Source organism: Streptomyces puniciscabiei (assembly GCF_006715785.1).
In the GTDB taxonomy this organism is placed as follows: domain Bacteria; phylum Actinomycetota; class Actinomycetes; order Streptomycetales; family Streptomycetaceae; genus Streptomyces; species Streptomyces puniciscabiei.
In genome coordinates this window covers 2,182,802-2,195,061 of record NZ_VFNX01000001.1, presented here as the reverse complement: position 1 = coordinate 2,195,061, position 12,260 = coordinate 2,182,802, and the positions used below count along the sequence as shown (strand labels likewise).

Here is a 12,260-nt window from a genome sequence, read left to right as displayed (position 1 = left end):
GCCCGGTAGGCTGATCAGCGGGCCGTGACTGGCGCGCTGGGATGGGACGGACCATCGGGGAGCGGCCCGAGTCTGATGTGTGCCGTGCGCCTGGGCCGAACGTGAACGCTGTACGCACGCCGTCCGGAGGTCCCCATGTCGAAGCAGCACCTCTCCACCGAGTCCACCGCCTTCCGCGCCGCCCTCGACGTCATCCGCGCCGTGGAACCGCGCGTGGCCGACGCCATCGGCCAGGAGGTGACCGACCAGCGCGCGATGCTCAAGCTGATCGCCTCCGAGAACTACGCCTCCCCGGCCACCCTGCTGGCGATGGGCAACTGGTTCAGCGACAAGTACGCCGAGGGCACCGTCGGCCGCCGCTTCTACGCCGGCTGCCGCAACGTCGACACGGTGGAGTCCCTGGCCGCCGAGCACGCCAAGGAGCTCTTCGGCGCCCGCCACGCCTACGTCCAGCCGCACTCCGGCATCGACGCCAACCTCGTCGCCTTCTGGGCCGTCCTCGCCGACCGGGTCGAGGCCCCCTTCCTGGAGAAGGCCGGCGCCCGCCAGGTCAACGACCTGACCGAGGCCGACTGGGCCGAGCTGCGCCAGGCCTTCGGCAACCAGCGCATGCTCGGCATGTCCCTGGACGCCGGCGGCCACCTCACCCACGGCTTCCGCCCGAACATCTCCGGCAAGATGTTCGACCAGCGCTCCTACGGCACCGACCCGGCCACCGGCCTCATCGACTACGACGCCCTGCGCGCCCAGGCCCGCGAGTTCAAGCCGCTGATCATCGTCGCCGGCTACTCGGCGTACCCCCGTCTGGTGAACTTCCGGATCATGCGCGAGATCGCCGACGAGGTCGGCGCGACCCTCATGGTCGACATGGCCCACTTCGCGGGCCTGGTCGCCGGCAAGGTCCTGACCGGCGACTTCGACCCGGTCCCGCACGCCCAGATCGTGACGACCACCACCCACAAGTCCCTGCGCGGCCCGCGCGGCGGCATGGTCCTGTGCGACGACTCCCTGAAGGACCAGGTCGACCGCGGCTGCCCGATGGTCCTCGGCGGCCCGCTCCCGCACGTCATGGCCGCCAAGGCCGTCGCCCTCGCCGAGGCCCGTCAGCCCGCCTTCCAGGACTACGCCCAGCGCATCGTCGACAACTCGAAGGCGCTGGCCGAGGGCCTTATGCGGCGCGGCGCCACCCTGGTGACGGGCGGCACGGACAACCACCTCAACCTGATCGACGTCGCCACCTCCTACGGCCTCACCGGCCGCCAGGCCGAGGCCGCCCTCCTGGACTCGGGCATCGTCACCAACCGCAACGCCATCCCGGCCGACCCCAACGGCGCCTGGTACACCTCCGGCATCCGCATCGGCACCCCCGCGCTCACCACCCGCGGTCTCGGCACGGCGGAGATGGACGAGGTGGCGGGCCTGATCGACCGCGTCCTCACCACCACCGAGCCGGGCACCACCAAGTCGGGCGCCCCGTCCAAGGCGGCCCACGTCCTGGACGAGAAGGTCTCCCAGGAGATCGCCCAGCGCGCGACGGACCTGGTGGCGGCGTTCCCGCTCTACCCGGAAATCGACCTGGGCTGATCAACCCCGGTCAGGGGCAGCGGCCCCGGAAGGGGCGCGGGGCCGCATCGATATGCGGCTCCGCCGCGGGGCGCGACCGGCCCACCCCGGTCCGCAGTCCCCGACGCACCCGATCCACCCCCCACCTCACGGGCCGATGACACCCTGCGCCTCTGCGAGAATGGGCAACATGGCCACTGCTGACGAACCCCGCGTGCTCTCCGGCATCCAGCCCACCGCCGGCTCGTTCCACCTCGGCAACTACCTCGGCGCCGTCCGCCAGTGGGTGGCCCTGCAGGAGTCCCACGACGCGTTCTACATGGTCGTCGACCTGCACGCGATCACGGTCCCCCAGGACCCGAAGGAGCTGCGCGCCAACACCCGCCTGGCCGCCGCCCAGCTCCTCGCGGCCGGTCTGGACCCCGACCGCTGCACGCTGTTCGTCCAGAGCCACGTCCCCGAGCACGCCCAGCTCGCCTGGATCATGAACTGCCTCACCGGCTTCGGCGAGGCCAGCCGCATGACCCAGTTCAAGGACAAGTCCGCCAAGCAGGGCGCCGACCGGGCGAGCGTCGGCCTGTTCACGTACCCGATCCTGCAGGTCGCCGACATCCTCCTCTACCAGGCGAACGAGGTGCCGGTGGGCGAGGACCAGCGCCAGCACATCGAGCTGACCCGCGACCTGGCCGAGCGTTTCAACGGCCGCTTCGGGCAGACGTTCACGATCCCGTCGCCGTACATCCTCAAGGAGACGGCGAAGATCTACGACCTGCAGGACCCGTCGATCAAGATGAGCAAGTCGGCGTCCACGCCGAAGGGCCTGATCAACCTGCTCGACGAGCCGAAGACCACCGCCAAGAAGGTCAAGAGCGCCGTCACCGACACCGACACCGTGATCCGCTACGACACGGAGAACAAGCCGGGCGTGTCGAACCTGCTCACCATCTACTCCACCCTCACCGGCAAGTCGGTCGCGGAGCTGGAGCGGGAGTACGAGGGCAAGATGTACGGCGCCCTCAAGACCGACCTCGCCGAGGTCATGGTCGAGTTCGTGACGCCGTTCCGGGAGCGCACCCAGCAGTACCTGGACGACTCCGAGACCCTCGACTCGATCCTGGCCAAGGGCGCGGAGAAGGCGCGCGCCGTCGCCGCGGAGACGCTCGCGCAGGCGTACGACCGGGTGGGCTTCCTGTCGGCGAAGCACTGAGGGGCACGCAGACGCACGGACCGGCGCCGAGGCGCACGACCGTACACACGTCCTGTCGGGCAGAGCGCTGCACATCACTTCCGCTGCGCCTGCCCCGAGGACGACCGTGGTCGTACAGTCGATACCCGGACGACTGAGAACACAACAGACGCGACGACAGGAGACGACGTGGGGACCGTAACGATCGGCGTGTCGATCGCGGTCCCGGAGCCTCACGGCCGCCTGCTCCAGGAGCGGCGCGCGGGCTTCGGCGACGCCGCGGCTCACGGCATCCCCACGCATGTCACGCTGCTGCCGCCGACCGAGGTCGACGAGAGCGAGTTGCCGGCCGTCGAGAGGCACCTCACCGAGGTCGCCGCGAGCGGGCGGCCGTTCCCGATGCGGCTGTCCGGCACCGGCACGTTCCGTCCGCTCTCCCCGGTGGTCTACGTCCGCGTCGTCCAGGGCGCCGAGGAGTGCACCCTGTTGCAGCAGCGGGTCCGGGACGCCTCCGGGCCGGTGGCGCGTGACCTGCAGTTCCCGTACCACCCTCATGTCACCGTCGCGCACGGCATCGACGAGGCGGCGATGGACCGGGCGTTCGAGGAGCTGGCCGGCTTCGACGCGCAGTGGCCGTGCACGGGTTTCGCGCTGTACGAGCAGGGGGCCGACGGGGTGTGGCGCAAGCTGCGGGAGTTCACGTTCGGGGGGTCCGTGGTGCCGTCGCAGGCCGGTGCGGTTCGGGGATTGGGCCGTAGCGCGGTGTCGTAGGGCCGGAGGCTAAACGGGCAGCCTTCGGAACAGAGCCCGTGGCGTGTGCCGCAGCGCCGACATGACCACCCGCAGCGCCCCCGGCACCCACACCACCTCCGAGCGTCTGCGCAGCCCCAGTTCGATGGCCGTCGCCACCGCCTCCGGAGTCGTCGACAGCGGCCCTGCGTCCCGCAGGTACCCGGGCCGTACGACCATGACGTGGGCGCCCGTGCCGTGGAGGGCGTCGCCGAGGCCCTGGGCGAAGGCGTCGAGGCCGGCCTTGCTGGAGCCGTAGATGAAGTCGGTGCGGCGGGCCCGCTCGCCGACGGCGGCGGAGAGGACCACGAGGGAGCCGTGCCCCTGGGCCTGCAGGGCGCGGCCGGCGACCAGGCCGGCGGAGACGGCTCCGGTGTAGTTGGTCCGGGCGACCTGGACGGCGCGTACCGGGTCCCGCTCGTCGTGGGCCTGGTCGCCGAGGATGCCGAAGGCGAGCAGCACCAGGTCGATGTCGCCCTCGGCGAACACCTTGCCGAGGGCGGTCTCGTGGGACTCGGGGTCGAGGGCGTCGAAGGCGACGGTACGGGTGTCCGCGCCGAGTGCGCGCAGGCTCTCGGCAGCCTGTTCCAGGGCCGGTGAGGGGCGGCCCGCCAGCCATACCGTGCGGGTGCGGCGGGCGATCAGCCGGCGCGCGGTGGCCAGCGCGATGTCGGACGTGCCGCCGAGGACGAGCAGGGAGTGGGGGAGACCGTGTTCCGTGACGTCGGATCGTCGCATGCTGCTGACCGTATCGTCCCTATATGAGGGATTAGTTACTGAACATTCGGCCGCTCCACACAATGGGTGATTAGTGGGATGTCTTACGAGCGCGCGGTCGGGGGCAGGTACGGATCATGGACTGGCTGAAGAGACTCCCCGGCATCGGGCCGCTCGTGGCCCGGCTGACGGAGACGCACGCGTGGCACTGCTACGAACGGCTGGACCGGGTGAAGTGGACGCGACTGGCCGCCGCGATGACGTTCATCAGCTTCGTGGCGCTGTTCCCGCTGCTGACCCTGGTCGCCGCGGTCAGCGCCGCCACGCTCAGCCCGGCCCGGCAGAAGACCGTCGAGCACAAGATCGCCGAGCAGTTCCCGGGCGTCCTCTCCAGCCGCCTGGACCTGACCTCGCTCGTGGACAACGCCGGATCCGTCGGCGTCATCGCGGGCGCCCTGCTGCTGTTGACCGGCATCAGCTGGGTCGGCCAGATGCGGGACTGCCTGCGCGCGGTGTGGGAGCTGCCGGACCAGCAGCAGAATCCGGTGGTGGCCAAGGCCAAGGACGCCGGCATCCTCCTCGGCCTAGGCGGGGCCGTGCTGGTCACGCTCGCCGTGTCCACGCTCGCCTCGGCCGCCGTCGGACTCGTGTCGCGCACCCTCGGTCTGGCCGAGCACGGCTGGGGCAGTGTGCTGCTGCGGATCGCCGCGTTCGCCGTCGCCGCGCTCGCCGACTTCCTCGTCCTGCTCTACGTCCTGACCCTGCTGCCCGGCGTCGAGCCGCCGCGCCGCCGCCTGCTGGTGGCGGCCCTGCTCGGCGCGGTCGGCTTCGAACTGCTGAAACTGCTGCTCAGCGGCTATATCCAGGGGGTCGCCGCGAAGAGCATGTACGGTGCCTTCGGCGTCCCCGTGGCGCTGCTGCTGTGGCTCAACCTCACCGCCAAACTCGCGCTGTTCTGCGCCTCCTGGACGGCGACGCGCAGCAAGGAGGACCGGGGCCCTAGGGGCGCGGCCGACGGCGCATCAGGTCCGGCAGCGGCCACCGGCGGTTGACCAGGAACGCCGCGCCCGCGAGCAGCACCAGCACGCCGCCCGTGATGGCGGCGGCGGTGCCGATGCCGGAGCCGGAGCCGGAGCCGGCGGTGGCACCGGCCACCGGCCTGGCGCCGGATCCGCCGCCCTTCGCGGAGTCCCCGGCGGACGCGCTTGCCCCCGGGCTCGGCAGGACGCTCTTCGGCGGCACCAGCTCGCCCACCGGATTGACCTTGCCGGCCGCCTGGAAACCCCAGTCGAACAGCCTGGCCGTCTCCTTGTAGACCTCGTTGTGCTCGGCCTTCTCCGGATGCATCACCGTGACGAGCAGCACCCTGCCGCCCCGCTCGGCGACCCCGGTGAAGGTGGCGCCCGCGTTGGTGGTGTTGCCGTTCTTCACGCCCGCGATGCCCTGGTAGACGGGCACGTCCGGGTCACCGCTCAGCAGCCGGTTGGTGTTGCGGATCTCGCGCGACTCGAACCTGGCGCTGACGGTCGAGCAGTAGTCGCGGAAGTCCTTCTTCTGCAGCCCGGACCGGGCGATCAGCGTCAGGTCGTACGCCGACGACACCTGCCCCGGCTCGTCGTAGCCGTCGGGCGAGACCACGTGCGTGTCCAGGGCCTGCAGTTCGTCGGCGTGGTCCTGCATGTCCTTGACGGTCTGCGCGACGCCGTTGTTCATCGAGGCCAGCGTGTGCACGGCGTCGTTGCCCGAGCGCAGGAAGACCCCGAGCCACAGGTCGTGGACGGAGTAGGTGTGCCCCTCCTTTATCCCGACCACGCTGGAGCCGACGCCCATGCCCGCGAGGTCGGCCGGCACCACCTTGTGCTTCTCGTCCTTCGGGAAGCGGGGCAGCAGGGTGTCGGCGAACAGCATCTTCAGCGTGCTCGCCGGGGGCAGCCGCCAGTGCGCGTTGTGTGCGGCGAGCACCTCGCCGGACTCGGCGTCGGTGACGATCCAGGAGCGCGCGGTGATGTCCTTCGGCAGCACCGGGACACCCGGCGCGAGGTTGACCTGCGTGCCCGGCTGGCCCAGCCGAACACCGCCCACGGTCGACATCCGGGCCGGGGGCGTGGCCGTCGGGTCTGCGGAGGGGGCGGGGGCGGCGAGGGCGGCGGGCGCGGTGGCGGACAGCGACAGCAGGGTGGCTGAGGTGACCAGCAGGGATCGCCGGCCGGTCGTCTTCGGTGCGGACACGGTCGAGAACGTACCTTTTGTCGGCTGCGAAGTCCCATGACCCACCTCACCCCCGACACGGAACCGGACGGCGAACGGCGATACTGGTCGCATGAAGCTCAGCCGCCCGGTCTCCTGGTTCCTGCTCGCCTTCGGGGTGTGGTCCTGGGTCATCTGGGTCACTTTCGTCAAGAACCTGGTCAAGGACAGCAGCGGGCTCGCCTTCGATCACGGCCACCCGACCGCTTACTTCTGGGTGCACCTGCTGCTGGCGGTCGTTTCCTTCGTATTGGGGACGGTCATCGGGGGCATCGGGTTGCGCGGACTGCGCGCACTGCGCCGCGCGTCATAGCCTCCGGGATGGTCGTCGTCCTCGCGCTCGTCGCCGTCGCCGCCCTGGCCGTCGTGGCGGGCCTGCACAGGTACGTCTGGCGGCGCCTGGTCCGCGACACCACGCGAGGCCCCGGCCCGGCCCGCCGCGCCGGCACGGTGCTCTTCGTCACCGGCCCGCTCCTGATGCTCGCGGCCCTGCTCACCGAGCACTCCGCCGCCCCCTTCTGGCTCCAGCGCACCCTCGCCTGGCCCGGCTTCCTGTGGATGGCCGTCGCCCTGTACCTGCTGCCGGCGGTACTGGCGGGAGAGGTCGTACGCCCCCTTCTCCGCCGCTTCTTGGAACACCGCAGCAGACGTCAGGACGAGACGGCAGCGCCTCTCAGCGAACCGAGCGAGAACCTTGTCGCTTCACCTCTCGGCCAACCGAGTCGGGTGGCGGGTGGGCAAAGGCCGGGGGTCCAGGGGGCGGAGCCCCCTGGTACGCCCACTGCGACAACGGCTCCCACGCGCCGCCTCTTCGTATCCAGAGTCGTAGCCGCCGCAGCCACAACCGCAGCCACAGCGACCGTCGGCTGCGGAACCTACGGAGTGCTCCGCGGACCGCGCGTGCGACACGTCGCCGTCCCCCTGGCCAAACTCCCGCGCGCGGCCCACGGTTTCCGCATCGCGGTCGTCAGCGACATCCACCTCGGCCCCATCCTCGGCCGCGACTTCGCGCAGCGGGTCGTCGACACCGTCAACGCCACCCGGCCCGACCTGATCGCGGTCGTCGGCGACCTGGTGGACGGCAGCGTCAAGAACCTGGGCCCGGCCGCAGCACCCCTCGCACGGCTCAGCGCGCGGCACGGCGCCTACTTCGTCACCGGCAACCACGAGTACCTCTCCGGCGCCGAGCAGTGGGTGGCCGAGGTGCGGTCTTTCGGCCTGCACCCGTTGGAGAACGCCCGCACCGAGTTGCCGTACTTCGACCTGGCCGGGGTGAACGACCTGGCGGGCGAGAGCGAGGGCCAGGGACCGGACTTCGGCAAGGCGCTCGGCGACCGGGACCCGGCACGCGCGTGCGTGCTGCTCGCGCACCAGCCGGCGCAGATCCACGAGGCCGTCCGGTACGGCGTCGACCTGCAGCTGTCCGGGCACACCCACGGCGGCCAGCTCTGGCCCGGCAACCTCCTCGCGGCCGCCGCCAATCCGACCGTCGCCGGTCTCGACCGCTACGGCGACACCCAGCTGTACGTCAGCCGGGGCGCCGGCGCCTGGGGGCCGCCCACCCGTGTGGGGGCACCGTCGGACGTGACGGTCGTCCAGCTGGCCGCCACGCGCGCGTGAGCCGCACCAGCCCCGAGCCGCGCCGCCCCCTGGCCGAAACCGCTCCCACACCTGTGAAGACGCTGTGAAACCCGGGGGAAACAACGCCTCGGTAAGTTCTTTCCCCATCTGGTCAGAAAGCCCTTCCCCCGGGCGAAACCCGTGTGATTAGGTGAGCCGCGCCACTAGGGGGTGGCGAAATCGTGCTGGCCAGGGGTAGGGCCTTTGAAGGGCCTGGGGAGGGCACCACCATGCGATCTGTTCGCATGCGCGTTCTCGTGGCACTGCTCGTGCTCGCGATCGCGGGAATCGGCGGCTGGCAGCTGCTGCCGTCGCAGGACAACCAGAACAAGACCATCGCGGTCGGTACGACGGACGCCGTCACGGACCTCGACCCGGCGGGCGCCTACGACGCCGGTTCCTGGGCCTTGTTCAGCAATGTCTTCCAGTCGCTGCTGACGTTCGAGACGGGCGGCGTCGAGCCGGTCCCGGACGCGGCGCGGAGCTGCGCCTTCGAGGGCGGCGGTCTGCGGACGTACCGGTGCACGCTGCGCTCCGGGATCACCTTCCCGAGCGGACGCGCGATGACGGCCGAGGACGTGAAGTACTCCTTCGACCGGGTCAAGAAGATCAACTCCGATGTCGGCCCGGCCTCGCTGTTCTCCACGCTCGGCTCGGTGACCGCCGACAGCGCGACGACCGTCACGTTCCATCTGTCGTCCCCGGACGCCACCTGGCCGCTGAAGGTCGCCACGGGCGCCGGGGCGATCGTGGACAAGGAGAAGTACCCGGCCGACTCCCTGCGCAAGGGCACCGACGTCGACGGCACCGGCCCGTACACCCTGACGTCGTACACCAGCAACGACAAGGCCGTCCTGGAGCCGAACGGCCACTACCGGGGCTATCTCACCGGCACCGGCCGCCCGATCGAGCTGCGGTACTACGCCGACTCCGCGAAGCTCGACAGCGCCTGGAAGGCGGGGCAGGTCGACGTCGCCACCCGGGAGCTGCCGCCGGACGTGCTCTCCCAGCTGAACCCGAGCGACCCCAACCAGCGGGTCACCGAGTCCGACAGCGCCGAGACCCGCAACCTGTACCTCAACACGCGCGCCGACTCCCCCCTGCACGACGTGCGGGTGCGGCGCGCGATGGCCTGGCTGGTCAACCGCGAGCAGCTCGCCTCGACCGTCTACGAGGGCACGGTCGACCCGCTGTACTCGCTGATCCCGACCGGCATCACCGGCCACACCACGTCGTACTTCGACGACTACCCGACGCAGAGCGTCCAGAAGGCGCGGGCGCTGCTCAGCCAGGCCGGGGTCAGCCTGCCGGTGCGCTTCACGTTCGGCTACGGCAGGAACCGGGGCGTGGGCGAGCAGGAGGCCGCGGCGCTGAAGCGGCAGCTGGAGGCCGGCGGCCTGTTCAAGGTGGACGTCCAGGGGTACGAGTGGACCGACTTCCAGAAGCGCTGGGCCGCCGGGAAGATGGACGCGTGGGCGGTCGGCTGGGTGCCCGACTATCCCGACCCGGACACCTTCGGCGCCGCGCTCGTCGGCACGGGCTCCACGATGAGCACCGGGTACAGCAACAAGCTGGTCGACAGTCTCATCCAGGACAGCCAGCGGTACGCCGACCGCAGCCGGGCCGCGAACGACTTCAAGGACATCCAGGCGGACGTAGCCCAGGACGTCCCGCTGATCCCGCTGTGGCAGCGCAAGGAGTACGTGGTCAGCACCGAGGACGTGGGCGGCAGTCAGTACCTGGACGACGGCACGGGCGTGTTCCGTCTGTGGCGTCTGCAGTGGATCTGATCAGCCGGCCGGCTCGCCGCGCCCCTTGGCCCCCCTGGTTCCCCCGGTCCCCTTGGTACGGGGATCCGGCAGTGCCTTCGTCATGCCGGGCAGGAAGTCCGTGAACAGCTCATGGACCTCCAGGACCAGGGGGCGCAACACGCGGAAGCGGGCGAGCGCCACGCCGCGTGCGGTCAGCCGGGCGCCCCGGCGGGCCAGGCGGTAACTGCGCTCGCGCCCTTCCGTCCGGTCGAAGACCCAGTACAGGACCAGGCCCATCTGGGAGAGCCACATCAACTCCGGGAGCACCTCCCGCAGTTCGGGGGCGACCTTGGACTTGGAGCCCGCCAGCACCTCGCGGTGGACGGCGATGGCCTGCTCGCGGGCGTGCTCGCTCTCCGGGGAGAAGGGGCTGAGCGGGCTGTCGGGGTCGGCGGCGTTCTTGAAGAACTGCACGGCGAACTCGTGGTAGGGGCGGGCGATGTCGAGCCAGACGGTCAGCACGCCCGCGAGCCGCGCCTCCAGGTCGGTCTCCCGCTCCAGGACCTCGCGGACCGCCGCCTGGTGCTCGGCGGCGATCCGGTCGTAGAAGCCCTGGATCAGGTGTTCCTTGCCCTCGAAGTAGTAGTAGGCGTTGCCGACGGAGACCCCGGCCTCCTTGGCGATGGCCCGCATGGTGGTCTTGTCGTACCCGCGCTCCTGGAACAACCGCATCGCGGTCTCAAGGATCAGCGCGCGGGTCTGCTCGGACTTGCTGCTGGGGGAGCCGGCCGTCTCGGGGCCGTCGTTCTTCGCGGGCACGGTGAAGAGCCTAACGAGTACGGCGGAGGGGCCTAACCGGTGGCGCAGGCTCCGCCGGAGCAGGAGGGCGGCTCGTAGCTCCAGCCGGTGTCGGGACGGTATGTCCACCCGTCCGCCCGCCGGTAGGCCGTCCCGCCCCAGTTCCATGCGCCGCCCGGCGCGCCGTTGCCCCACCGCGCGCCGTTGTTCTGCCGCGCACCCCGCCACTTCGCCGCAGCCAGCACCGCGCCGCGGGCGAGCCGGGCGCCGGACGGGGTGCTCAGCCGGCGGGCGAGGGGCCGGTGCTCGCGCAGGGCCCACAGGACGACGATCCAGGCGCGCGAACCCCGGTAGACCTGCCCGGAGTCGCCGACGACGGTGACCTCGTCGAGCGTGGCGGCGTGGTCGAGCCCGGGGAAGCGGGCCCGGGCCCGGTCCGAGCCGGCCGGCACCAGGTCCAGCGGCACCAGCTTCGGCTGCCGGGCGAGCCAGTCCCGTACATGGGTGCACAGTCCGCACTCGGCGTCGTACAGCACGGTCAGCCCGCGGACCGGGACGCCCCCCGTGACGCCCCGGTCCCCAGTGGTGGTCACGGCGGTCACGCCCCGGCCGCCGGGGCGGTCCACTCCTGCGGGCCGACCGGGGGCAGCTGCTCGCGCTCCATGACCCCGCGCCGGCGGATCCGGTTGAGCACGTACACGTTGCCCAGGTGCATCACGCCGAGCACCAGCAGGACCACGCCCAGCTTGGTCGACAGGGCCTCGAAGATGCCGCGGGTGTCCTCGATCGTCTCGTCCCCGCTCAGATACAGCGCCACGAAGCCGAGGTTGACCAGGTAGAAGCCGACGACCAGGAGATGGTTGACGGCGTCCGCGAGCTTCTCGTTGCCGCGCAGCACGTCGGCGAGGAAGATCCGTCCGTTGCGGCTGAGCGTGCGGGCCACCCAGACGGTCAGGGCGATGCTGACGACCAGGTAGATGACGTAGGCGATGACCGTGCGGTCCATACCCCACCCCTTGTTGAACGCGTTCAAAACGCTGACAGGGATGACTGTAGACCTCTTTTTGAACGTGTTCAACTCAAGAGCGGTCAGCTTCTGCGGCCCAGTTCCCTGCGCTTGGTGTAGTCCGTGAAGCCGAGGATGTTGCCCCAGGGATCGGCGATCTCCACCGTCCACCCGGTGGCCCCCTGAAACGCCTCGTCCAGCGGCTGGATCCCGGCCGCGGCCAGCTCCCGTGCCGCCGTCCGCGCGTCCGGCACCTCCAGCCAGACCCGCGCCGAGGGCCAGGGCGGCGACCGGTGGCCCAGTTGCTCCTCGGCGCACAGCAGGATCCCGGGCGTCTCCGCGCCGACCTTCAGCAGGGCGAGCCCGCCCTCGTCGAACCGGAACCCGACACTGAACCCGGCCCGCTTGTAGAACCCGACGGCCTCGCCGAGGTCTCCGACGGGAAGCAGAACGTTGTCGAAACCGAGCAGCTCGTAGGACTCTTCGTCTGACATGTCGTCACATTAGAACCGCCTGGTGAGGAAACCCGACAAAAACGCCCGAGGGCCCTGCTTCCGGAGGATCGGAAGACAGGGCCCTCGGG

At 70.9% G+C, this 12,260-nt stretch carries 13 protein-coding genes and 1 riboswitch; of the genes, 7 read left to right on the top strand and 6 right to left on the bottom strand.

Annotated elements, in window-relative coordinates; all coding sequences use genetic code 11:
• The first annotated feature begins 14 nt into the window (after positions 1-14).
• A riboswitch (ZMP/ZTP riboswitch) is annotated at positions 15-103 on the top strand.
• 32 nt (positions 104-135) lie between these two features.
• The 3 genes from FB563_RS09845 (at position 136) to FB563_RS09835 (ending at position 3,520) form a co-directional block, all read left to right on the top strand.
• Entirely contained in the window at positions 136-1,584 is a 1,449-nt protein-coding gene (locus tag FB563_RS09845; RefSeq protein WP_055705344.1) for a glycine hydroxymethyltransferase, read from the top strand.
• 169 nt (positions 1,585-1,753) lie between these two features.
• Positions 1,754-2,770 (top strand): tryptophan--tRNA ligase, encoded by a 1,017-nt coding sequence (gene trpS, locus FB563_RS09840; RefSeq protein ID WP_055705348.1) that lies wholly within the window; start codon positions 1,754-1,756, stop codon positions 2,768-2,770.
• A gap of 168 nt (positions 2,771-2,938) precedes the next feature.
• Complete coding sequence (locus tag FB563_RS09835; RefSeq protein WP_055705345.1) at positions 2,939-3,520, top strand: 2'-5' RNA ligase family protein; 582 nt, start codon at positions 2,939-2,941, stop codon at positions 3,518-3,520.
• 9 nt (positions 3,521-3,529) lie between these two features.
• Here the strand turns inward: FB563_RS09835 and dprE2 are convergent, their stop codons facing one another.
• On the bottom strand, positions 3,530-4,276 hold the full coding sequence (gene dprE2 / locus FB563_RS09830) for a decaprenylphospho-beta-D-erythro-pentofuranosid-2-ulose 2-reductase (RefSeq protein WP_055705346.1): 747 nt from the start codon (positions 4,274-4,276) through the stop codon (positions 3,530-3,532).
• A 116-nt stretch (positions 4,277-4,392) separates the two neighbouring features.
• On the opposite strand from dprE2, the gene FB563_RS09825 reads away from it, so the two are divergent.
• On the top strand, positions 4,393-5,307 hold the full coding sequence (locus FB563_RS09825; protein ID WP_055705347.1) for a YihY/virulence factor BrkB family protein: 915 nt from the start codon (positions 4,393-4,395) through the stop codon (positions 5,305-5,307).
• On the opposite strand, the gene FB563_RS09820 is transcribed toward FB563_RS09825, so the two are convergent.
• Positions 5,255-6,484, bottom strand: a complete 1,230-nt coding sequence (locus tag FB563_RS09820; protein WP_341874413.1) for a D-alanyl-D-alanine carboxypeptidase family protein — start codon at positions 6,482-6,484, stop codon at positions 5,255-5,257. The genes FB563_RS09825 and FB563_RS09820 overlap by 53 nt on opposite strands.
• A 91-nt stretch (positions 6,485-6,575) precedes the next feature.
• On the opposite strand from FB563_RS09820, the gene FB563_RS09815 reads away from it, so the two are divergent.
• From FB563_RS09815 to FB563_RS09805, 3 genes are all read left to right on the top strand, one after another.
• Positions 6,576-6,815, top strand: coding sequence for an SCO4848 family membrane protein (locus tag FB563_RS09815; RefSeq protein WP_142218596.1), 240 nt, complete (start codon positions 6,576-6,578; stop codon positions 6,813-6,815).
• 8 nt (positions 6,816-6,823) lie between these two features.
• Entirely contained in the window at positions 6,824-8,122 is a 1,299-nt protein-coding gene (locus tag FB563_RS09810) for a metallophosphoesterase (protein ID WP_142218595.1), read from the top strand.
• A 245-nt stretch (positions 8,123-8,367) separates the two neighbouring features.
• Positions 8,368-9,912: an ABC transporter substrate-binding protein gene (locus tag FB563_RS09805; protein WP_079048674.1), complete on the top strand. Its 1,545-nt coding sequence runs from the start codon at positions 8,368-8,370 to the stop codon at positions 9,910-9,912.
• Here FB563_RS09805 and FB563_RS09800 read toward each other — a convergent pair whose 3' ends face one another.
• From FB563_RS09800 to FB563_RS09785, 4 genes are all read right to left on the bottom strand, one after another.
• Entirely contained in the window at positions 9,913-10,692 is a 780-nt protein-coding gene (locus FB563_RS09800) for a TetR/AcrR family transcriptional regulator (protein WP_055705359.1), read from the bottom strand.
• Between the two features lie 32 nt (positions 10,693-10,724).
• Positions 10,725-11,264: a thiol-disulfide oxidoreductase DCC family protein gene (locus tag FB563_RS09795; protein ID WP_055705362.1), complete on the bottom strand. Its 540-nt coding sequence runs from the start codon at positions 11,262-11,264 to the stop codon at positions 10,725-10,727.
• 5 nt (positions 11,265-11,269) lie between these two features.
• A complete protein-coding gene (locus FB563_RS09790) occupies positions 11,270-11,677 on the bottom strand; it encodes a hypothetical protein (protein WP_055705358.1) in 408 nt (135 codons plus the stop codon).
• A gap of 83 nt (positions 11,678-11,760) precedes the next feature.
• Positions 11,761-12,171 carry a VOC family protein gene (locus FB563_RS09785; protein ID WP_055705357.1) on the bottom strand — a complete coding sequence of 137 codons (411 nt, stop codon included), beginning with the start codon at positions 12,169-12,171 and terminating at the stop codon, positions 11,761-11,763.
• Between the last annotated feature and the right edge of the window lie 89 nt (positions 12,172-12,260).

What these genes read in the sequence shown, in the direction of transcription:
- FB563_RS09845 (WP_055705344.1), top strand. Translation starts at nt 136, where the DNA reads ATGTCGAAGCAGCACCTCTCCACCGAGTCCACCGCCTTCCGCGCCGCC.
- trpS (WP_055705348.1), top strand. Translation starts at nt 1,754, where the DNA reads ATGGCCACTGCTGACGAACCCCGCGTGCTCTCCGGCATCCAGCCCACC.
- dprE2 (WP_055705346.1), bottom strand. Translation starts at nt 4,276, where the DNA reads ATGCGACGATCCGACGTCACGGAACACGGTCTCCCCCACTCCCTGCTC.
- FB563_RS09825 (WP_055705347.1), top strand. Translation starts at nt 4,393, where the DNA reads ATGGACTGGCTGAAGAGACTCCCCGGCATCGGGCCGCTCGTGGCCCGG.
- FB563_RS09815 (WP_142218596.1), top strand. Translation starts at nt 6,576, where the DNA reads ATGAAGCTCAGCCGCCCGGTCTCCTGGTTCCTGCTCGCCTTCGGGGTG.
- FB563_RS09810 (WP_142218595.1), top strand. Translation starts at nt 6,824, where the DNA reads ATGGTCGTCGTCCTCGCGCTCGTCGCCGTCGCCGCCCTGGCCGTCGTG.
- FB563_RS09805 (WP_079048674.1), top strand. Translation starts at nt 8,368, where the DNA reads ATGCGCGTTCTCGTGGCACTGCTCGTGCTCGCGATCGCGGGAATCGGC.
- FB563_RS09790 (WP_055705358.1), bottom strand. Translation starts at nt 11,677, where the DNA reads ATGGACCGCACGGTCATCGCCTACGTCATCTACCTGGTCGTCAGCATC.
- FB563_RS09785 (WP_055705357.1), bottom strand. Translation starts at nt 12,171, where the DNA reads ATGTCAGACGAAGAGTCCTACGAGCTGCTCGGTTTCGACAACGTTCTG.